The sequence below is a fragment of the Streptomyces sp. NPDC014995 genome (genome assembly GCF_043080745.1).
Lineage (GTDB): Bacteria > Actinomycetota > Actinomycetes > Streptomycetales > Streptomycetaceae > Streptomyces.
Map to the genome: position 1 here is coordinate 277,305 of NZ_JBIBVX010000008.1, position 20,119 is coordinate 297,423.

Here is a 20,119-nt window from a genome sequence, read left to right on the forward strand (position 1 = left end):
TCGGGGTTGGCGGGCCGGGCTCGGCCGGCGCTGGTCAGCCCTGCGGCGTCGAGCACCGGGCCGGCCCGCGTTCTCGCGCCCTGGCCGGCTCCGCCGACCGTGGAAAACGCGGGAAGGGGACGCCGGAAACGGCGTCCCCTTCACGAAAACCTGGAGCATCACCCCGGGACGTCACCTGGAAGCAGACGACCACCGGGTCCGGGGGGTCGACGGCCCCCGGGCTCTGGCCGGCTGCCGGAGCGCAGCCGGGCACGACCGGTGGATTCTCACGACGTCGCGGGCAGAATGTTGTGATTGCAGTGGAACAGGTTGGTCGGGTCGTACTTCGCCTTGATCTGGGCGAGTCGCTCCCCTGTGGCCCCGGGGTAGACGGCTTCCCGGATCTGCTCCTGCCCCGCGTCCACGATGAAGTTGGCGTAGGAGCCGGAGTCGGACTGCCGGATGGCGGCCATGAACTCGTCGGCCCAGGTCGCGTGCAGACCGGCGTCGGCCTGGTCGGCGTAGACGGCGGACAGGTGGGCCATGATCTTGCTCTGCCGGTGGGCGAAGGCCGTGGCGTCGGACGGGACCCGCGCTATGGCCCCGCCCAGTACCCGCAGCTGCGCCCCGGCGACCATCGCGGTCGAGGTGGTGACGCGCTCCAGGATGGTCTCGGCGGTCGCGCGGTCGACCCGGTCGATGAACATGTTGCGCGCCACGGAGATGGGGCGCTGCGAGGGGTCTGCCGGGGGGAACATCCCGGGGTAGGGCATGGTCCGCACCATGTCGGCCAGCGGCGGGACGATCGCCCGGAACCGGCCGATGACCTCCTCGCCCGCCTCGGAGGGGCCGGCGTAGCACATCACCGCAAGGATGATCGGCTTGCCGTGGTACTCCTCGGGCACGAACGGGAAGGGGGGCGCCGTCCACACGTTCACGATCGTGGAAAGCTCCTCGGGGGCGGCCTCGGCCTCGGCGATGAAGGCCTCGAGGATCTCGGGGGTCACAGGGAGCACCAGCATTCCGCCGTACACGCTGTCGACCTCGTGCAACCGCAGCTTGAAGCGGGTCGCCACGCCGAAGTTACCGCCACCGCCACGGATCGCCCAGAACAGGTCGGGGTGGTGGTGCTCGTCCACCAACAGCAGTTCGCCGTCGGCCGTGACGATCTCCGCGGCCAGCAGATCGTCGATGGTCATTCCGTACTTGCGGGACAGGAAACCGATGCCGCCCCCGAGGGTGATGCCCCCGACCCCGACCATGGTGCTGTCGCCGAATCCGGTCGCGAGCCCGTGCTCCGCGGCGGCTTCGGTGTACTCGCCGGCGGAAATGCCGGTCTCGGCCCAGGCCGTACGGGCCTCGACGTCGATCTCCAGCGCGCGCATGTTGGCCAGGTCCAGGACGATGCCGCCTTCGCAGACACCGTGCCCGGCCCCGCTGTGTCCACCGCTGCGGACGGCCAGCTCGAGCCCCGTCTCCTGCGCCAGCGCCACGACGCGCGCCACCTGCTGGGCGTTCCTGGGCCGCAGGACGACGGCGGGCCTGCGGTCGACGTCGCCCGCGTACACGGTGCGCGCTGCCTCGTACTCGGCATCACCGGGCCGGATGACCTGGCCGTACCGCTCATCGGTGAGCTCCCCGATCACCAGGGGGGCGCGGCCGAGAGGTGCTGTCACAGAGTGACTCCTTAATATGCTGCGTGGATCGATCTTGTAGCCCGTCGGACCGTGTCACCCGGGTGTTTTCCCTGTCAATCCCCGGATGGAATACCCGATCACATTCGGCCAAGATATTGAGCCGCCTAAGCCGATGTCACAGGAAGACAAACGGCCGGGCCCCAGGAATTCACCGAGGATACCCGGCCCCGAAAGAGAATCCCCGGGTATTTCGGGCTGCGTACCCGGCGCCGTCAGAACCTTCTCCCCCGCCTATTTCACGAGGGTGAGCACGCGTGCGCCGTAGGCGAGGGCAGGCGACACCGAGTCGATGGTCATGCCGGCGGCGACCGCGAGTTCCTGCCACTGGTCGTACGTGCGCTCGCGCCCGCCGAAGTAGACCAGCATCCGCAGATCGGCGCTGGTGAAGCCGGGATCCGGCGCGGAGGGCGACTGGTCGGCGCACTCGATGAGCAGCACGGAGCCGCCCGGTTCCAGCGCGTCCGCGCAGTGGCGCAGGATCCGCACCGCGTCCTCGTCCGACCAGTTGTGCAGAACGAACGACAGCGTGATCGTGTCGGCCGTCACCGGGAGCGGATCGAAGAAGCTGCCGTCGACCACGCCGACCCGGCCGGCCAGTGCGGTTCCCTCGAACTTCGCACGCGCCCTGGCCGCCGGGCCGGGGAGCTCCAGCAGGGTGGCGCTGATGCCGGGCTCCTTCGCCAGCACGGTGGCGAGCAGATCGCCGTCGGCGCCGCCCACGTCGAGGACGTGACGCACGCCGGTCCAGTCGTGCCGTTCCGCCACCTGCTTGAAGACGGTCTGCTGGCCGTGCGCCATCATGTCGTAGAAGGTGGCGCCGAGGGCCGGGTCGTCCGAGACCTCGTCCCAGAAGTCCTTGCCGTACCGCTGCCGGTAGACGGGGGCGCCGTCGCGGACGGCTTCGAAGAGGTGGACGAGAGCGAGGTCCGCCCGCCCGACCATGTGAGACGGGTCGAGCCAGCCCACCTGGGTCGCGGGGTGGCCGTGGGCCAGTAACTCGCCGACGGCGGTGGGCACGTAGTGGTCCGGTGCGGACTCCTCCAGCACGTCGACGGCGACCAGGTGCCGGATCAGCCTCCGCAGCGTGTCCTGATGCGCGTCGGTCGCCTTCGCGAGCGACTCGAGGTCATGCACGCCGTTGCGCATGTGGTCGACCAGTCGCAGGCTCGCGGCCACCCTCAGTGCCATGGGGGTGACCAGGTCGGCGAGCCGCATCAGGGCGGCGAACCCCGTGGATGTGTCGGCGACCGCGGTGGGCCCGCCGGGACCGCCGTCCTCGGGCTCGTGCGCCGCGACGGTCGGCACGTCATCCATGGGCATGCAGTTCTCCAATCAACAGGGGCGACATCGACCGGATGTCAGGGAATCTCGACCGGCTCGGGCGCCGACGACGGGCCCGGGCGCGGTCCTCAGCTGGCGCGGGCGGGTCCGAACCACCTGGTGAGCGCGGACCTGAGGTCCGCGGTGGCGGTCTGCGGGACGGCAGAGCCGACGGGGGCGGCGGGCGCGGCCCAGGCGACATGGCCGTCGGGGCGGATCAGCACGGCCGCGGGGGCCGGGACGTCACCGATCACCGGGAACGCCCAGTGATCGTCCTGGGGCTCAGCCTCGACGTGGTCCACCCGGTCCGTCCAGCCGTCGAGGGCGGCACGCAGGTCGGACCGGCCGGTGAGGTCGAGCAGCACAGGTCGTGCGACGTGCAGCAGCTCGTAGACGCGTACCTGCCCGGAGGGTGACTTGATGTCGAGGTCGGTCATCCGGCGTCCGAGGGCCGGATGCCCGTCGCCCACCGGGTAGTAGGTGTCGAGCTGGCTGATGACGCCGCCCAGATACCGGTTGCCGTCGTCGAACTCGATGAGGTCGCTGAACACCTGGCGGAGCGCGTCGGCCTGGGTGCTCGCGCGCCAGATGGCGGTCTGCGCACGGATGTTGTTGAGCATGCGCTCGGTGGACAGGCGCCGTTCGGCGTCGTAACTGTCCAGCAGTTCCTCGGGGGCCTGTCCGCGCACGACCGCGGCGAGCTTCCAGCCCAGGTTGACGGCGTCCTGGAGCCCCAGGTTCAATCCCTGTCCGCTGGAGGGGAAATGGACGTGGGCGGCGTCCCCGGCCAGCAGGACCCGTCCTGCGCGATACGTGTCGACCAGCCGGCAGGCGTCGCTGAACCTGTCGAGCCGGTACGGGCTGTGCATGCCGAAGTCGGTACCGGCGATCTTGGCGCACGCCTCACTGAGCGTCTCCAGGGTCACCGGGGCGTCCCGGTCCGTGACCTTGTCGAACTCCACGGTGATCACCCGGTACATGCCGGGGTGTTCGGAGTGGAAGGCCATGAAGAACCCGTTCTCCCGCCGGCCCTCGGGCCCGAAGACGACCTCGGAGGGAGGGTCGGTGAGCGTGACGTCGCCGAGCAGCGCGGTCAGCGTGGCCGGCGTGCCGGGGAATCCGATGCCGGTCAGCTTGCGCACGACGCTGCGGCCGCCGTCGCAGCCCACCAGGTAGTCGGCGCGCAGCCGCTCGGTGCCCTGACCCCCGGAGATCTCCACCTCGACCCCGGTCTCGTCCTGGCGCAGATCGGTGACCTCGGCGGCCCAGCGCAGCCGTACGCCCAGCTCGAGCGCGCGCTCCTCCAGGAGTTGCTCGATCCGGGTCTGGTGCATGGCGAGCGCGTACGGATGCCTCGTCGGGAAGTCCTCGATGTCCAGATGCATGAAAGCGAAGTGCGCGAGCGGCATCGCCCTGCCGGCCGCGAGGAACCGGTCCACGATCCCGCGCTGGTCGAGGAGTTCCACGCTCCGGGCGTGGAGGCCGCCGGCCCGTGACTTGTCGCTTCGCTCCGCGAGCCGTTCCAGCACCAGCACGTCCACTCCGGCGAGCCGCAGCTCGCAGGCGAGCATCAGCCCCGTCGGGCCGCTGCCGGCGATTATCACATCTGCCATGAGGACACCTCTCTCGTTCCGCCGGAAAACTCCATGCGGGCGGTTCATTCCTGTTGTGTACGGGCTGTCGAGCTACTCATCGCACGGCGGTCCAAGGCTCCTGACCCGCACGCGACGCCGGGCGGGGCCCGGGGCGTGCGCCGACGGCCGGCGCCGCTCGTCGCCGAGGCCGGCCCGGCCCCCGACGCGCCGGCGTCGACCGGCGGACCGGTGCGCTCGCACGGAGGGACTGGGCACCGGCCGGCGCACGGTTCGCCGACCGCCTCCCGCGCCGGGCGCCGAAGACCTCCACGGCAGTCGTCGCGGGGCGTGCGGGAGCCTCCGGCGGCCGGCGGCTCCCGCACGCCCCTACCGGAAGTCGGCCGCGTGATCGGCGGCCCACTGTCCGAGCGTGCGTGCCGGGTGGCCGGTGACCTCCTCGACCGTCGCCGAGACCTCCGCCGGCACACCGACGAGACCCGCCTGGAAGCTGAGGAGCATGTCCGCGAAGTCGGCCGGGACCTGGTTCCGGATCATCTGCTCACGCGCGACGTCGGGCGCCAACTCCTCGTACCGCACCGGTCGTCCGATGGCCTCGCCGATCCGCCGGGCCTGCTCGGCCTGGGTGAGGGACTCCGGGCCGGTCAGCAGGTACTTGGCGCCCGCGTGGCCGTCCGTCAGCAACGCGCGGGTCGCGACGTCCGCGATGTCACGCTCGTGGATGGGCGCCATCTCGGCCTCGGCGTACGGCCCGCGCACCACGCCGCCCGCGCGGATCTGCGGTGCCCACTGGAGGGTGTTGACGGCGAACGCGCCGGGCCGGACGAAGGTCCACTCGAGCCCGGACTCCTCGACCTGGCGCTCGATCTCCTTGTGGTAGGCCACGATCGCGTTGTCGGCGCCTTCGGTGCCGAACTCGACGGCCGACGAGGAGAGCAGGACGACCCGGCGCACCCCGCTCTCCCGCGCGGCCCGCAGGACCGGTCCCGCCGTACCCGGCGCGGGGAACAGGAACAGCGCGGAGACGCCCTTCAGCGCGGGCTCCACCGTCTCCGGCCGGGTGAGGTCGCCACCCGCCACCTCGGCCTGCGCCGGCAGGCGGGCTCCCGCGGGGTTGCGGGTCAGCGCGCGTACGGCCGCACCCGCGGCGAGCAGTTGATCCACCACATGACGACCGACGTTCCCGGTCGCTCCGGTCACCAGAAACACAGACCCCTCCACATCGCCGATCTCCCTGCATCGTTCTCGGTACCGTCATTCCGCACGTGATCGCTCCGTCAGGCTGGCGTAGCGGCCGGAATGGAAGATCAACGGCCTCGCGCCGGCCCCGATGGACCAGTCCACGGCCTGGGCGATCACCAGTTCGTGGTCCCCTTCGACCTGGACCGTCCTGATCCGGCAGTCCAGCCAGCCGAGTCCGTCCGCCGCCACCGGGTGCCCGGCGGCGGTCCGGGCCCAGTCCCCGCCGGCGAACCGGTCCGCGTCGCGCGTCGAGAAGGTCCGGCAGACCTCCTCCTGCGCATCGCTGAGGATCGACACGGCGAAACCGCCCGTCGCCCGGATGGCCGGCCACGTGGTCGAGGTCAGCGCGGCGCAGAACGCGATCAGAGGCGGATGCAGTGACACGGAGGTGAAGGAGTTCACCGCCATGCCGACCGGCCCGCCGTCCGACTCCGCGGTCACCAGCACCACTCCGGTGCCGAAACATCCCAGTACGTCGCGGAAACTGCGCTGGGTCAACACTGTCGCGCACCCTGCCCTTTCCCGGGCGTCAGCGGAACCCGTCGGCGTTGTCGCGCGCCCACCGCGCGAACGTCCTCGCCGGCTCCCCCGTCACCTTCTCGACCGTGGGCAGGACCTGGGTCTCCGTCACGGTGGGGTTGCCGAGGAAGTCCAGGGTGGCGGCCACGATCTCGGCCGGCATGAAGGCGGCCATCTCCTCGCCGGCCCGCTCCGCGGTGATCTCCTCGTGCCGCAGCTTGCGGCCGATCGCCTCGCCGATCGCCGCCACCTGCTCGACGGGCGTGATCGGCCGGGGGCCGCTGAGCGGGTACACCGCGCCGGCGTGCCCCTCCTCGGTGAGCGCGATCCTGGCCACCGCCGCGATGTCACCGGGGTGGATGGCGGGCAGGCCCACCCGGGCGAACGGCGTGCGGACGACGTCGCCCTGCGCGATCTGGGACGCCCAGGCCCGCGTGTTGGAGGCGAACTGGCCCGGACGCAGGAACGTCCACTCGAGACCCGATTCCTCGACGGCGCGTTCGGCCTCCCGGTGCACCCTGCCGATCAGGGAGTCCGGGCGGGTCTCCACGGCCACGCTGGAGAGCAGCACGATCCGCCGCACCCCGGCGCGGGCCGCCTCCTCGACCACCGCGGTCTCGTTCCCGGACATCATGAGGAAGAGGCCCTCCACCCCGGTGAAGGCCTTGGCCAGAGACTCCGGTGCGGTGAAATCCCCTCCGACCACGTCCACGTCGGCCGGGAGCGCGGCCCGCCCCGGGTTCCGGCTGAGCGCCCGGACGGGGACCCCCTCGGCACGCAGCTGCCGCAGCAGCTCGCCGCCGACGTTGCCTGTGGCACCGGCTACCAGAATCATGACGTTCCCTTCCGGAACTGGTCGGCGTGATCGGCCACCCACTGGGCGAAGGTCAGCCCGGGCCTGCCGAGGTAGGAGTCGACCGGCGAGATCTCGTGCGGGCGGCCGACCAGCTTGGCGAACATCCTCAGCCGTGCCTCCACGGCGTGCGGGGGGACACCGGCCCGGAGCCACTCCTGCCGGGCCTCGTCGTGGGTGAGCTCCGCGAAGCGGACGGGCTCGCCGGTCACTTCGCCGATGATCCGTGCCCGGTCGGCGTAGCTGAGCGACTGCGGCCCGCTGAACAGCGGTGCCTCGCCCACGAGTTCATCGGTCAGCAGAGCGCGGGCGGCCACCGCCGCGATGTCACGCTCATGCACCGGGGCGGTCCGCGCGTCCCCGAAGGGGAAACGGGCGACGCCGTCGGTCCTGATCCCCTCGGCCCACTCCAGGGCGGTCGCCGCGAACCCTCCGGCGGGCCGCAGGAACGTCCATTCCGCACCGGTCTCCCGGATCTGGCGCTCCAGCTCCCGGTGCTTCACGGCGATCATGTTCTTGGGGTCGTCGTCGAGGACCGAGTAGGACGACAGGGCGACGATGCGGCGGACCCCCGCCGCCTTCATCCGGGCGACCGGCTCCGCGGAGCCTCCCGGGAACGCGGCCATGACGAAGAAGACGGACTCGATGCCGTCCAGGGGCAGATCGGCGGTGGCGGCCACCTCGACCTCGGCGGGCAGGTCGGCCCGGCCCGGGTCGCGGCTGAGTGCCCGCACCTTTCGGCCGGCCGCGAGCAGCTCGTCCACGAGGGGTCTGCCGACGTGCCCGGTGGCTCCGGATATCAAGATCATTGTCGACTCCTTCAGGCCGTCCCGACGAGACCCTGGGTGTAGTCGAGCCCCGCGGGCTCGAACTGCATGACCGCGTGGCTGGTGACGGAGCGCACGTCCCGCCAGTACCGCTGGAGCGGGTGCCCGTCCTCCTGGGCCCTGGTGCCGCCGGTCCTCAGCAACCGGTCGGTCGCGTCGGCCAGCATCTGGAGCGCCAGCGCGTAGTCCCTGCGGTTGCGGCGCACGAGCTCCGGCGTCAGGGCGCCGCCGTCCACGACGGTGGAGGCCCGCTCCAGCAGCAGCTGGGCCGCGTCGATCTCTCCGGCGGCCCTGGCGAAGTCCACCTGGTACGACTGGCCGGCGGCGGCCCTGGGACCGGTCGGGGCGACCGCCACGAGCTGCGCCGCGACGGCGAGCGCACCACGCGCGGCCCCCAGGACGGGAGCGACGAACGTCAGCCCGCTCACGGCGGCGTTCGGCAGTGGGGCGCGCCCCGGCAGGCCCACCGTCGCGCCCCGGAAGGCGTCCTCGCGCAGGCAGACACGGTGCTCGGGCACGAACACGTCGTCCAGCACGAGCGTGTGGCTGCCGGTGCCCCGCATGCCGAGGGACGCCCAGGTGTCCTGGAAGGTGTAGTCCTGTCGCGGTACCGCGAAGATCCTCATCGGCTGCCCGCCGGACTTGGGGCCGGGGGCCGGGCCGGTCAACAGCGCCCAGTCGGAGTACTCGACGCCACTGACATAGGTCCAGGAGCCGGTGAGCCGGAACCCGCCCTCCACCGCGACGGCCGTCCCCAGCGGCTTGATGACGGCCGCCACCAGCGTGTCGGGGCCGTCCGCCCAGATGTCGGCCTGGCCCTGCTCGGGCAGACAGGCCACGTAGCGGGCGGCATGCGCGGCGAGGCAGGCGAGCCACGCCGTGGAGGAGCACTCCTCACCCAGCTTCGCCACCGCGGCGGTCAGCTCCGTGTAGCCGCGCTCGTCCCCTCCCCAACGGGCCGGCACCAGCCATCGGGCGAACCCGGCGTCCACCACCGCCCGGATCACGTCCGGGCTCACCCTGCGCTCGGCGTCGGCCTGCGCGGCCTGCGCCCCGGCCAGCTTGGCGACCTCGACGATCGCCGACTGTGTCTCCGTAGAGAGTGACATTCCGGTGGTTCCCCCCTTCACGCGCCGTCGACGACGGGCGGGATGTTGTGGTTGATGCGGAACAGGTTGTTCGGGTCGTACTCGGCCTTCAGCTCGGTCAGCCGCCGGTGGTCCGGCTCCGCGTAGGCCCGCCGGACCCGCTCGGGGTCGCAGTCGTGGTCGAACAGGAACCCCGGCAGCAGGTCGCCGGTGTCCCACGGCCTCAGCCGTGCCAGCACCTCGTCCGCGGCCCGGCGCGCCGCGCCCGCCTCCTCGGCCGGGGCCGGGATCCGCATCCACAGGTGGAACGCCGCGCCCCTGGTGCCCACCGCGTGCGCACGTCGGGGCGGCCGGCTCAGCGCGCCGCCCAGGTGGCGCAGCTCGATGTTGACGAACGGGTCTCCGGGCGCCGCCGGATCGATGAACGGGACCAGCGCCTCGACCGCCCCGTCGTCCGGCTCGGACAGCAGCGCGCTGCGGAAGTGCACCCTGACCGGGTGCTTCGGGTCGTGGTGGATCTCGGTGAGCCGCGTGTACGGCATCGTGGCGCAGGTGTCCGTCTCGGGGCCGAGCGCGCGCAGCGGTTCGACCAGCCGGGCGCCCTGCGCCTCGTCGCCGGTGTGGACGATGTGCACCAGCACGAAGGACCGGCCGCGGTACGCGTCGGGCACCTTCGGCAGGTCCGGGAACCGCAGCAGGGTCACCGAGGACGACATCTCGTCCGGCTGGTCCTTGGCCCAGGCCAGATAGGACCGCACCACGTGCGCCGCGTGCGCGCGGTCCTCACCCGGGTAGTAGAGCTCGCCGGCGAAGACGCTCCGCAGCGGCACCAGGTCGATCTCGGCCGCGGTCACCACGCCGAAGTTGCTCTTGCCGCCCCGCACCGCCCAGAACAGGTCGGGTTCCCGGGCCGGTGAGACGGTGCGGATCCGGCCGTCGGCCGTGACCAGTTCGAGGGAGCGGACACGGTCCGCGGCGAAGCCGTACGTGCGGCAGGTCAGCGGCAGTCCGCCGCCGGTCAGGTAGCCCATCACCCCGGCGTCCGGCGAGGAGCCGCACAGCGGCGCGAGGCCGTGCTCGGCGGCGGCGGCGAGCACCTCGCCCCACCGCAGCCCCGCCCCGATCCGGGCGGTCGCGGCCTGCGGATCGACAGACAGCTCCCGCAGCTCCCCGGTCGCGATGAACACCGCGCCGTCGGCGGGCACCGACCTGCCGTGCCCGGTCGACTCCACCGCGACCGGCCGGTTCGCCGTGGCGGCGAACCGGACGGCGGCGGCCACGTCGTCGGCTCCGGCGGCGACCACGACGGCCGCTGGCCGGTGCTCGACCGTCAGCAGCCAGCCGGAGGTGGCCTCCTCGAAGCCGTCGTCACCGGGGTGGAGCGTGCGTCCGCGGACGGGTGCGCCCAGGCTCACGCGGCGTGCCAGGCGGCCGGTGCGTCACCGACCCGCTCACCGGTGAACTCGGCCGTGGTGGTGTGCACCATGACGCCGTCGGGGGTGTAGATCCGGGCGGTGCCGACTCCGCTGTGCGCGGCCCCTTCGAGGCTGGCCTCGACATGTGCTTCCACCCGTCCCGCGCGGCCGCTCGCCGGGGTGAAGGTCTCGGTGAGGTCGTAGGTGAATCCCCCCGTCGGCCCGGCGGCCCAGGTCCCGGTGCCCACGGTCGCGGACGTACGCAGCGCGACCGTGCCGTCCGGCGCGAAGGAGATGGTGTAGGAGTCGGTGTGACCGTCGTAGCTCACCTGGCCGGTCCAGACACCCACGGGGGTCTGGACGGCGTCGGTCGCGGAGTTCGTGTCCAGCACGTCAGTTGTCCACCTTTTCTAAGGAGTTCGCCGCGTCGTCCGCCTCTGTGAGCGGCGGAGGGCCCGGCATCCGGGCGGTGCGCAGCAGGGTCGCGGCCGCTACGGCCAGCAGCACGGCGAGCGCCGCACCGATGATCGCGGTCGTTTGCAGGCCGTTCACGAAGGCCTCGCGGGCCACCGACAACAGCCGGGAGCCGTCGGCGGCCGGCAGGGTGCGGGCGACGTCCGCCGCGGCGGCGAGGGTGTCCTTGGCCGCCTCGCCGGCGGAGGCGGGCAGCCCCTCGGGGAGCCTGTCGGCCAGGTCCGCCCGGTACACCGCGAAGCCGACGCTGCCGATCACCGCGACGCCCAGCGCGCTGCCGAGTTCGGTGCCGGTCGCGGCCATCGCGGAGGCGGCACCGGCCCGCTCGGGCGGTGCGGCTCCCACGATCAGTCCGGTGCCCAGCGAGATCATCGGGCCGAGCCCGAGACCGATGACGGCCGTCCCGGTCACCGCGAGGAACAGGTCGGAGGGGCCGCTGACGCGGGTCAGCAGCACCATGCCGAGCGCGGAGACCACCAGGCCCCCGGAGAGCAGGGTGCTCAGCTTCATCCGTCCGGCGAGCGCCGGTCCCCCCATGGCGCCGACCATGACGCCGAGTGTGATCGGCAGCGTCCACAGCCCGGCCTGGATCGGGTCCAGCCCGCGCACCAGCTGGAGGTACTGCATGACGAGGAACTGCAGGCCCGCGGAGAGCAGGGTCGCCAGCACGAGCATGCCGAGTGCGGTGCCGAACAGTTTGTTGCGGAACAGCGTGAGGTCGACCAGCGGTTGGTCGATCCGGCGCTGGCGGGAGATGAAGAGCGCTCCGACCGCCAGGCCGACGACGATGGCGAGGCCCGACTCGAGGCTCAGGCCGTCCGCGGCGATCCGCTTCAGACCGAAGATCAGGCCGAGGATCCCGACGACGGACATGATCGCGCTGATCAAGTCCGGGCGGGAGACCGACTCATCCCGGTACTCCGGCAGCACGAGCGGGCCGAAGACGACCAGCAGCACCATGATCGGGACGCCGAGCAGGAAGACCGAGCCCCACCAGAACAGTTCCAGGAAGGTGCCGCCGACCAGTGGTCCGATCACCGTGCCGAGGCCGAAGAAGCCGGTCCAGGCCCCGATCGCGGCGCCCTGCTGCTTGGGGTCCTGGAACATGACCCGGATCAGGGAGAGGGTGGAGGGCATCAGCGTGGAGCCCGCGATGCCCAGCAGCGCCCGGGCGGCGATGAGCATCGGCGGGTTGACCGCGAAGGCCGAGATCGCCGAGGCCGCTCCGAAGGCGACCGCGCCGATCAGCAGCAGCCGCCGGCGGCCGATCCTGTCCCCGATCGCGCCCATGGGGATGAGGAAGCCGGCGATGAGGAAGCCGTAGATGTCCACGATCCATAACAGCTCGGTGTTGCCGGGCCGCAGGTCGGCGGTGAGCGTGGGCAGTGCCAGGTGCAGGACGGTCAGGTCCATGGCGATGAGCACGGTGGGAAGCGCGAGGACCGCCAGCCCCAGCCATTCTTTTCTGGTCGCCCGCGGTGCTGCCGACGTACCGACGTCGGTACTCAAAGGGAATCTCCTTGCGTTGTCATGGGAGCGCTGGTCGAGGGAACGCTAGAACCTCAAGCCGAGTTGAGGTCAAGAGCTGATCTTGCTGCCGCTCCGCCGGCCGCTCCCCGCATCCGCGCGCCACCGGCGGCACCGGCACACGGTCCGCGGGAGGGTGGAGGCCACGCCGGTCGACGGTGCTCGGGGCGCCGCCGCCGTCGACGCGCTGCCGTCCGCGCGCCCCGCCCGTCGGGCAGGGTCAGCGCACGTCATGCCAGTTGGCGAGCAGCCCCGAGGCGAGCGCCGTCTGCACCCCGGGTGCCCGCGCGTCCTTCTCCGACATCAGCGGTGGCTCGCCGAACCCCCACGGCAGCGCCAGGTCGGGGTCGAGCGGGTTGATGTCGATCTGCGTGCCGGGCACGTACGGGGTGGAGACCACGTAGCAGATGCAGGCGTCGTCGGTGAGCGACAGGAATCCGTGCCCCACCCCCTCCGGCACGTACACGCACCGCCCGGAGTCGGCGTCCAGCAGGGTCACGTCGTGCGCGCCGAAGGTGGGCGACCCCACCCGCAGGTCGACGACGATGTCGCGGAGCGCCCCGCGCACGCAGGTGACGTACTTGGCCTGTCCCGGCGGTACGGCCACTCCGTGGAGACCGCGGAGGGTGTTCCGCCGGGACACCGAGTAGTTGATCTGTTCGGGCCGGAACGGACGCCCGGTGACCGCCTCGACCCGGTCGCAGCGCAGCGCCTCGAAGAACGCACCCCGCTCGTCGCGGATCTGCTTCGGGGTGAACACGAACGCGCCGGGTACCCGGCTCTCGACCACGTCCACGTCCGGTCAGTCCCGGGTGCGGTACTGCGCGGCCATCCGCTCCAGGATCGGCACCATCTCGCCGGGTCCGGGGGCGGCGGTCATGTCCGCGTACACGGCGGCGGCCCCCCGCTGGAACGACGGCTCGCTCAGCAGCCTGGACAGCTCGCCGCCCACCTGCGCCGCGGTCAGACCGTCGCCGGGGAGGGCCACGCCCGCGCCCCTGGCCTCCAGGTAGCGGGTACTGGACAGCGCGCTGCCCAACTCCTCCATGACGATCATCTGGGGCACCCGGTGTGCGGCCGCGGCGAAGAACGTGCCGAAGCCCCCGTGGTGGATGATCGCCGAGCAGGTCGGCATCACCTGGGTGAGCGGGAGGTAGTCGACCAACCGCACGTTGTCGGGGACCTTCCGGTCCTCCCCCAGCTGGTCGGTGTTGACCGTGGCCACCACCTCGACGTCCATGCCGGCCACCGCCTCGAGCACGGCCGCGACCCGCTCGTCCCGGCCGGCGGAGACCGTACGCCCGGTGACGCCCAACGACAGGCACACCCGGGGCCGCGACGGCGGCTGCGACAACCACCGCGGCACCGGGGCCGCCCCGGTGTACGGCACCCAGCGCATCGGCACGCTGCGCAGCCCTTCGGGCCTGGGCAACTGCGCGGGGAGCGGGTCCACGGTGAAGTCGCCGAACAGCAGGTCGTCGGAGAAGTCGTGGCCGAACCGCCCGAACACCGGCGCCAGGGTCGCGGCCAGGGGATCGGTGTCCGCGCTCACCGCGGACGCCGGGTCGTTCATGCGTGCGAGCAGGCGCCTGCGGACCCAGCCGAAGTAGTCGGGGCCCCACATCATCCGAGCGGACGCGGCCCCGCACTCGCGGGCCGCGACCGGCCCCACCGGACACGCCGGATCCCAGATCACCAGGTCCGGCTGCCAGTTCCGGGCGAACTCGACCAGGGTGTCGGCGAGTTCCTGCCGTCCCTCCTCGTCCGGGTGGTACCGCTTGTACGCGGCCACCAGGTAGTAGCGGGTCGCCCGGAAGAGCTGGTCGAAGCCGGAGCCGGCCTCGAACCCGAGCGCGTCGCTGAAGCGGTCCAGTTCCTCGTCGGTGATCGGCGCGGGCGGCGCGGTGCGTTCGCCGAGCCCGACCGCCGTGAGACCGGCTGCGGTGATCTGCTCGACCAGCCCGGTGTTGCTGGCCACCCGCACTTCGTGTCCGGCGCTCTGCAACGCCCACGCCAGCGGGACGCTGGGATAGAGATGAGCGGTCAGTGGTGCGACCGCGATGAGAATCCGCATGTGTATGGCCCTAGTCGTCGTGGATGTCAACGCGCCCCGGCGGCGTACCGCGGGTCCAGACCACCTCGAACGCGAGCCGCGCGAAGCGCCAGCCGGCGTCGGTCCGCACCGCCTCGCCCTCGAAGCGGTCCCCGACCTGGAAGGGCTCGGGTGCCGCGGGCGTCTCCCGCGCCCCCGACCGCCCGGGCGGCCGCTCCGGTGTCGCCTTCTGGGGGTGCAGGTGGGTGGCGATCAGGTTTCCCCTCACCCGTGCCCGGTCCCCGTCGATCTCGACGAGGTGGCCGGCGGCCACATGGTGGGTCCGCCGCCACTTGCCCATCATCGCGGCGGTGTACTCGGCCATGCCGGCCACTCCGTCGTGACCGCCCACCGCGAACTGGAACCTGCCGTCCTCGGTGAAGATCGACCGTGCCCAGGCGTCGTCGAACCGGGCCTCGTCCAGACCGGCCAGATAGCGGTCGACCAGGTCCTGGACATCCATCCGGTCGGCGAGCCGGCGCAGTGGGCCCGTGTCGTGCGGCATGTGCGTCCTCCTGTGCTCTCAGCCGACAGGGGTGGCAGGGTCCGCCGGGGTGGCAGGGGCGCCGAACCAGCGGTCCAGCGCGTCGGTCAGCTCCTCGCGGCCGCCGGGCGCGGCCCAGGCCACGTGCCCGTCGGGCCGCACCAGCACGGCGTCCACCCGCGGGACCGAGGAATCGGCGGCCGGCTTGGCGGTCACCACGTCGACCCGGTCGGCCCACGGCTGCGCGGACCGCCGTACAAAGTCGTCGTCGGCGAGGTCCAGCAGGAGGCCGCGCGCCCCGCGCAGCAGGGGGAAGACCGTGGTGGCCCCCGCTTCGCCGGCGAGCTCGAGGTCGGGCATGCGCAGCCCGAGCAGCGGGTGGTCACCCGGGCCCGTCGGGTAGCGGATCTCCAGCCCGCTGACCATGCCGGCCAGGTGCCGGTGCACGACGTCGTGGTCGGTGAGCTCGCCCAGCACGTCGCGGAGCGGCTGCATCTCGGTGCCGCCCAGGAAGAGCAGCCCCTGGGCGCGGGTGTTGTTGAGCAGCCGCCTGCCCACCGCGTGCCGTTCGTCGTGGTAGGTGTCGAGCAGGGCGTCCGGGGCCCGGCCGCGCACCACGGCGGCGAGCTTCCAGCCGAGGTTGAAGGCGTCCTGGATGCCGGTGTTCATGCCGAGCCCGCCCGCCGGGAGGTGGACGTGCGCGGCGTCGCCGGCGAGCAGCACCCGCCCCCTGCGGTATTCGGTCGCCAGTCGTGTGGCGTCGCCGAAGGCGCTCACCCACAGCGCCTCGCCGTGGCTGATGTCCTCTCCGGTGAGCCGCTGCCAGCCGGCGGCGACCTCGCTGAACGTCGGCGGCTCGGTGCGCCGTTGCGGGGGCGTGTCCCGTTCGCACACCACGACCCGGTCCACGCCGTCGCCGATGGGGGCCGACATCGCGACGCCGCCGGGCAGCCACTCGCCGATGAAGCGTGGCCGGATGTCGCAGCCCCGGACGTCGGCGAGGAACAGCTCGAGGGTGGCGGGGGTGCCGGGGAAGTCGAAACCGGCCAGCCCGCGGACCGTGCTGCGGCCGCCGTCGCACCCGACCAGGTACCGCGCGCGCAGCCTCAGCGGCCCGTCGGGGCCCTCGACCTGGACCTCCACCGCCTCGCCCGTGTCGGCCAGGCCGACGACCTCGTGGCCGCGGCGCAGGTCGCAGCCGAGTTCCGCGACCCAGCCACGCAGCATGGTCTCGGTGTGGACCTGCGGCAGGTTCACGACGGCCGGATGGGCCTCGGGAAACACCCCGAAGTCCAGGGGCAGCCCGCCGAAGTGCCCGCGGGTCGTTGTCTGCAACGGGGTGTCCAGCATGGTGAACCTGTCCACCAGGCCGCGCTGCGCGAACACCTCCATGGTCCTCGGGGTGAAGCCCAGTCCGCGGGATTCGGTGGTCGGTTCGGCCAGCCGGTCCAGCACGACGACCTCGACCCCGGCGAGCCGCAGCTCCCCGGCGAGCATGAGCCCGGTCGGCCCGGCGCCGACGACGATGACCTCGGCGTCGAATGCATCATCCATCAGTGGTCTCCTGTTCAGATTCCGGGCTCAGCGTGCGACGCCCACCGGCTGCCGCACCGTCGCCGGGTCGTCCACCATCGCCAGGACGGCGTGGGCGAGATCGGCCCGGGAAACGGAATGGGCCTTCGGCACGTTGCCGCCGACGACCCTGCGGTACTCCCGGGACAGTGGCCGGTCCAGCAGCCGTGGGGGGCGCACGATCGTCCAGTCCAGGGCGCTGCCCCGGATGAGGTCCTCCATCACCGCGAGATCGTCGTACTGCGGCCGGAACGTCCGGGACACCAGGGGCAGGATCACGGTGCGGATCAGCAGGCTCTCCCCCTCGGGGACCGGGCCGACCGGAGCGGCGCTCACCGCGAGGAACCGCCGCACCCCGCAGTCCCGCGCCGCCTCGACGATCGCCCGGGTCGCCGCCGACGCGATGCCCGCGCCGGCGTTGCCACGCGCGCCGAGGGCGGAGATCGCCGCCTCCCGTCCGGTCAGGAGCGGCCGCAGCGCCCGCGGGTCGGTCACGTCGGCGACCCGCACCTCCAGTGCTTCGTGACGGACGGTCAGCGCGTCCGGATCGCGCACGACGGCCGTGACCCGGTGACCGGCGTCCAGGGCCTGACGGACGATCTGGACGCCGGTGCCGCCGGTCGCCCCGAAAACGGTGAGCCTCATGCGCTTCCCTTCAGCCGGACCTGCCCGGTCTCCCCGGTGTGCGGGGTGGCGCCGCCCTCGACGGCGGACGGCAACGGCTGCGCCCGGGCGCCCTCACGCATCGGCGGGCGACTGCCAACTGCGGGGCGACGGGTGCCCCGCTGCCCGCTCGAGGCGCCGCCAGCCCGCGGCGGCACCGCGCGCCGGGACGGGCGCGGAAGAGCCGGGCTCCTGGCGCGCCAGCAGCACCGTGACCACGGCGGCCAGTTCCTCGGCCGTCGGGCACCCCCTCACCACACCGATCAGCGCGCCCGCGCCGTCCGCCGGAGCCGGTCCGTGCCGTTTCCTCGCGCTCTCGTTCATGCGGGTCCTCTCTCGGTCAGGGGTTCGGGGCGCCGAACCAACGGTGCAGCGCGGCATGGAGAGGTGTCGTACCGTCGTCGACCCATGCGACGTGACCGTCGGGGCGGAGCAGGACCGCGTTGACGGCCGTGCCGCCGGACTCGGACGGGGACCCGGTCCCAGGGCCGTGCGGTGGCGCGGCCGCTACCCCGCGGACCCGGTCCGCCCAGCCGGCGACCGCTTCGGACGGCAGGCCGGCGGCGAAGTCGAGCAGCACCCCGTGGCCGGTGCGGAGCAGTTCCGCGGTGGTGGACGGGCCGGTCTCGGTGGTCAGCTCCCAGTGCGGCGCCCGGCCGCCGAGCAGCGGGGCGTCGCTCTTGTCGGGGTACCGGACGTCCAGACCGCTGATCATGCCGGCCAGGTGCCCGACCACCTCGTCGTGGCCGAGCAGTTCGGCCACCGTCGCGCGCAGCGGCTCCACCTCCGCGCCGCCGAGCAGCAACATGGCCTGCGCCTCGATGTTGGCCAGCACACGGCGGCCGACGGCGTGCCGCTCGTCGTGGTAGCTGTCGAGCAGTTCCGCCGGCGCCCGGCCACGCACCTGCGCCGCCAGCTTCCAGCCCAGATTCACGGCGTCCTGAAGGCCCAGGTTGAGGGCCTGGCCTCCGACCGGCATCTGTACGTGGGCGGCGTCCCCGGCGAGCAGCACCCGGCCGCTGCGGTACCGCTCGGCCAGCCTGCGGGCGTTCCCGAACGCGTTCACCCAGATCGGCCTGCCCGCGCCGATGTCCTCCCCGGTGACCGTCGCCCAGGCGGCGGCGACCTCCGCGAACTCCGGCTCCCCGGCACGGGGCTGGGCAGTCCGGCCGAACTCGTGCACCATGACCCGGGTGACCCCGTCGGGCCGGCGGTGGGCGATGGCCAGGCCTCGCTCGTGGCGTTCGAACCGGCGGTTGGGCACGTCGATGCCGGCCACGTCGGCGCGGAGCAGTTCCTTCGTCGCGTCCGTGCCGGGGAAGGCGAAGCCCGCCAGCCGTCGTACGGCGCTGCTCTCCCCGTCGCAGCCCACCAGGTAGGCGGCCCGGATCCGGACCCGGCCGTCGGGGCCCACGGTCTCGGCTTCGACCCCCGACCCGGTCTGCCGCAGGCCCACCAGCTCGTGACCGCGCCGGACGACCGCGCCGAGACCGACCGCCCAGTCGCCCAGCAGTCGCTCGGTGCGGGCCTGTGGCACCTTCCACTGGCCCCGGTACCGGCTGTCCAGCCCGCTGAAGTCCAGGCGGATCCCGCCGAAGTGCCCGACCATGTCGTGGGGCACCGTCCCCAGCGCGTCGAGCAGCCCTCGCTGATCGAGGATCTCCATGGTGCGGGCGTGCAGGGTCGACGCCCGCGACTCGGTGGTGGGTTCGGCCAGCCGCTCCAGTACGGTCACCCGCGCCCCGCCGGTCCGCAGTTCCCCGGCGAGCATCAGCCCGACCGGTCCGGCGCCCACGACGATCACGTCGGTGTCCACAGAATGCGCGGCCATGGTCAGCGCTTGTTCTCCGCGTAGTCCTTCGCATGGCCGAGGGTGGCGCGGCTGTTGGTGCTCAGCGCGTTGCGGACGTACTCCCGGGCATCCGCGACGCTCGCCTCGGGGCCGAGCACCCGGGCGATGTTGTCGGTGTTGAGGACCACGGTGTGCTGCGAGGAGGCGGCGACGCCCCGCTCGTTCTCCGTGAAGGTCCAGTAGCCGGTGTGCAGCGTCATCAGGGCGGGCAGGGTGACCTGCTTGTACGCGATCCTGTGGTGCGGGAAGGTCACCCGGTACGACTTGGTGGTGTGCGTGGAACCGTCCTTCGCGCGGGTGTCCATCTCCAGGGTCTGCAGCCCCGGAGTGTCCTCCTCCAGGCGGACGCTCGCCACGTGCGGGAGCCGCTCGGCCCACAGCCCCGCCTCGTTGACGAAGTCGTAGACGTCCTTGGCCTGGCCCTGGATCTGGACCGTGTCCTCGAAGGAGAAGGTGATCTCCTCGGAGGCGTGGGCCAGTTCGACGTTCTGCTTCAGGGCGGCGAGTTCGCTGCGGGAGTTGCGGTCGACGGCCTCGTCGATCCATTTCAGGCTCTCGGGGTCGTCGTCGACCGCCCGGTAGTCGTGCAGCAGCCGCACCCGGGAGGCCGAGTCGGACAGCGGTTCGACGATCCAGGTGCCGCCCATGGCGGCGACCGGCGGGCTGGAGACCTCCTGCCGGAAGGTGATCCGCAGCTCTCGCGGATCCAGGGTGCGGCGCGAGGTCCAGTTCTTGGCCTCGCCGTTGGCGGTGGCCCAGATCCGTATGCGCTCCTCGTCGACGCCTCGCTCCACGTGGTCGACGTAGATGGTGGGCGGGAAGATCCGGGGCCAGTTCTCCACCTCGGCGATCAGCCGGTAGACGGCGGTGGCTGGGGCGTCGACGGTGATCTCGTGCTCGACCAGACGGTTCGTCATCGGTCC

19 protein-coding genes and 1 pseudogene are annotated in these 20,119 nt (G+C 72.5%); all 20 read right to left on the reverse strand.

The window, feature by feature from the left end; translation table 11 throughout:
- Nucleotides 1–266 precede the first annotated feature (266 nt).
- Nucleotides 267–1,655: an FAD-binding oxidoreductase gene (locus ACF1A1_RS18640; RefSeq protein WP_392001025.1), complete on the reverse strand. Its 1,389-nt coding sequence runs from the start codon at nt 1,653–1,655 to the stop codon at nt 267–269.
- A 252-nt stretch (nt 1,656–1,907) separates the two neighbouring features.
- Nucleotides 1,908–2,996, reverse strand: coding sequence for a methyltransferase (locus ACF1A1_RS18645; protein ID WP_392001027.1), 1,089 nt, complete (start codon nt 2,994–2,996; stop codon nt 1,908–1,910).
- A gap of 89 nt (nt 2,997–3,085) precedes the next feature.
- Nucleotides 3,086–4,609: an FAD-dependent monooxygenase gene (locus ACF1A1_RS18650; protein ID WP_392001028.1), complete on the reverse strand. Its 1,524-nt coding sequence runs from the start codon at nt 4,607–4,609 to the stop codon at nt 3,086–3,088.
- Between the two features lie 348 nt (nt 4,610–4,957).
- Nucleotides 4,958–5,788 (reverse strand): SDR family oxidoreductase, encoded by an 831-nt coding sequence (locus tag ACF1A1_RS18655; RefSeq protein WP_392001030.1) that lies wholly within the window; start codon nt 5,786–5,788, stop codon nt 4,958–4,960.
- Between the two features lie 54 nt (nt 5,789–5,842).
- Nucleotides 5,843–6,331, reverse strand: coding sequence for a flavin reductase family protein (locus tag ACF1A1_RS18660; RefSeq protein WP_392001032.1), 489 nt, complete (start codon nt 6,329–6,331; stop codon nt 5,843–5,845).
- A gap of 28 nt (nt 6,332–6,359) precedes the next feature.
- On the reverse strand, nt 6,360–7,184 hold the full coding sequence (locus tag ACF1A1_RS18665; RefSeq protein WP_392001034.1) for an SDR family oxidoreductase: 825 nt from the start codon (nt 7,182–7,184) through the stop codon (nt 6,360–6,362).
- The gene (locus ACF1A1_RS18670) at nt 7,181–8,011 is read right to left on the reverse strand and encodes an SDR family oxidoreductase (protein ID WP_392001036.1); all 831 of its coding nucleotides are present in this window, start codon (nt 8,009–8,011) and stop codon (nt 7,181–7,183) included. The genes ACF1A1_RS18665 and ACF1A1_RS18670 overlap by 4 nt, the downstream gene beginning before the upstream one ends.
- 11 nt (nt 8,012–8,022) lie before the next feature.
- The gene (locus ACF1A1_RS18675; RefSeq protein ID WP_392001038.1) at nt 8,023–9,138 is read right to left on the reverse strand and encodes an acyl-CoA dehydrogenase family protein; all 1,116 of its coding nucleotides are present in this window, start codon (nt 9,136–9,138) and stop codon (nt 8,023–8,025) included.
- A 17-nt stretch (nt 9,139–9,155) separates the two neighbouring features.
- Nucleotides 9,156–10,532: an FAD-binding oxidoreductase gene (locus ACF1A1_RS18680; RefSeq protein WP_392001039.1), complete on the reverse strand. Its 1,377-nt coding sequence runs from the start codon at nt 10,530–10,532 to the stop codon at nt 9,156–9,158.
- Entirely contained in the window at nt 10,529–10,924 is a 396-nt protein-coding gene (locus ACF1A1_RS18685; protein WP_392001040.1) for a hypothetical protein, read from the reverse strand. The genes ACF1A1_RS18680 and ACF1A1_RS18685 overlap by 4 nt, the downstream gene beginning before the upstream one ends.
- Nucleotide 10,925: 1 nt before the next feature.
- Nucleotides 10,926–12,515: an MFS transporter gene (locus tag ACF1A1_RS18690; RefSeq protein ID WP_392001041.1), complete on the reverse strand. Its 1,590-nt coding sequence runs from the start codon at nt 12,513–12,515 to the stop codon at nt 10,926–10,928.
- A 238-nt stretch (nt 12,516–12,753) separates the two neighbouring features.
- Entirely contained in the window at nt 12,754–13,329 is a 576-nt protein-coding gene (locus ACF1A1_RS18695; protein ID WP_392001043.1) for a dTDP-4-dehydrorhamnose 3,5-epimerase family protein, read from the reverse strand.
- Nucleotides 13,330–13,335: 6 nt separating this feature from the next.
- On the reverse strand, nt 13,336–14,607 hold the full coding sequence (locus ACF1A1_RS18700) for a nucleotide disphospho-sugar-binding domain-containing protein (RefSeq protein ID WP_392001044.1): 1,272 nt from the start codon (nt 14,605–14,607) through the stop codon (nt 13,336–13,338).
- Nucleotides 14,608–14,617: 10 nt separating this feature from the next.
- Complete coding sequence (locus tag ACF1A1_RS18705; protein WP_392001045.1) at nt 14,618–15,130, reverse strand: nuclear transport factor 2 family protein; 513 nt, start codon at nt 15,128–15,130, stop codon at nt 14,618–14,620.
- An 18-nt stretch (nt 15,131–15,148) separates the two neighbouring features.
- Entirely contained in the window at nt 15,149–16,663 is a 1,515-nt protein-coding gene (locus ACF1A1_RS18710; RefSeq protein WP_392001047.1) for an FAD-dependent monooxygenase, read from the reverse strand.
- Between the two features lie 27 nt (nt 16,664–16,690).
- Complete coding sequence (locus tag ACF1A1_RS18715; protein WP_392001048.1) at nt 16,691–17,326, reverse strand: NAD(P)-dependent oxidoreductase; 636 nt, start codon at nt 17,324–17,326, stop codon at nt 16,691–16,693.
- A 93-nt stretch (nt 17,327–17,419) separates the two neighbouring features.
- Complete coding sequence (locus ACF1A1_RS18720) at nt 17,420–17,668, reverse strand: acyl-CoA carboxylase subunit epsilon (RefSeq protein WP_392001050.1); 249 nt, start codon at nt 17,666–17,668, stop codon at nt 17,420–17,422.
- 16 nt (nt 17,669–17,684) lie between these two features.
- Nucleotides 17,685–18,152, reverse strand: coding sequence for a hypothetical protein (locus tag ACF1A1_RS18725; protein WP_392001154.1), 468 nt, complete (start codon nt 18,150–18,152; stop codon nt 17,685–17,687).
- 30 nt (nt 18,153–18,182) lie between these two features.
- Nucleotides 18,183–19,232: pseudogene (locus tag ACF1A1_RS18730) on the reverse strand (FAD-dependent monooxygenase); the annotation flags it as partial.
- Complete coding sequence (locus ACF1A1_RS18735; RefSeq protein WP_392001052.1) at nt 19,178–20,113, reverse strand: aromatase/cyclase; 936 nt, start codon at nt 20,111–20,113, stop codon at nt 19,178–19,180. The pseudogene ACF1A1_RS18730 and the gene ACF1A1_RS18735, both read right to left, overlap by 55 nt.
- Nucleotides 20,114–20,119 lie beyond the last annotated feature (6 nt).

Coding starts and splice junctions, on each gene's coding strand:
- ACF1A1_RS18645 (WP_392001027.1), bottom strand. CDS start 2,996: ATGCCCATGGATGACGTGCCGACCGTCGCGGCGCACGAGCCCGAGGAC.
- ACF1A1_RS18650 (WP_392001028.1), bottom strand. CDS start 4,609: ATGGCAGATGTGATAATCGCCGGCAGCGGCCCGACGGGGCTGATGCTC.
- ACF1A1_RS18665 (WP_392001034.1), bottom strand. CDS start 7,184: ATGATTCTGGTAGCCGGTGCCACAGGCAACGTCGGCGGCGAGCTGCTG.
- ACF1A1_RS18670 (WP_392001036.1), bottom strand. CDS start 8,011: ATGATCTTGATATCCGGAGCCACCGGGCACGTCGGCAGACCCCTCGTG.
- ACF1A1_RS18675 (WP_392001038.1), bottom strand. CDS start 9,138: ATGTCACTCTCTACGGAGACACAGTCGGCGATCGTCGAGGTCGCCAAG.
- ACF1A1_RS18700 (WP_392001044.1), bottom strand. CDS start 14,607: ATGCGGATTCTCATCGCGGTCGCACCACTGACCGCTCATCTCTATCCC.
- ACF1A1_RS18705 (WP_392001045.1), bottom strand. CDS start 15,130: ATGCCGCACGACACGGGCCCACTGCGCCGGCTCGCCGACCGGATGGAT.
- ACF1A1_RS18710 (WP_392001047.1), bottom strand. CDS start 16,663: ATGGATGATGCATTCGACGCCGAGGTCATCGTCGTCGGCGCCGGGCCG.
- ACF1A1_RS18715 (WP_392001048.1), bottom strand. CDS start 17,326: ATGAGGCTCACCGTTTTCGGGGCGACCGGCGGCACCGGCGTCCAGATC.
- ACF1A1_RS18720 (WP_392001050.1), bottom strand. CDS start 17,668: ATGAACGAGAGCGCGAGGAAACGGCACGGACCGGCTCCGGCGGACGGC.
- ACF1A1_RS18725 (WP_392001154.1), bottom strand. CDS start 18,152: ATGTTGCTGCTCGGCGGCGCGGAGGTGGAGCCGCTGCGCGCGACGGTG.
- ACF1A1_RS18735 (WP_392001052.1), bottom strand. CDS start 20,113: ATGACGAACCGTCTGGTCGAGCACGAGATCACCGTCGACGCCCCAGCC.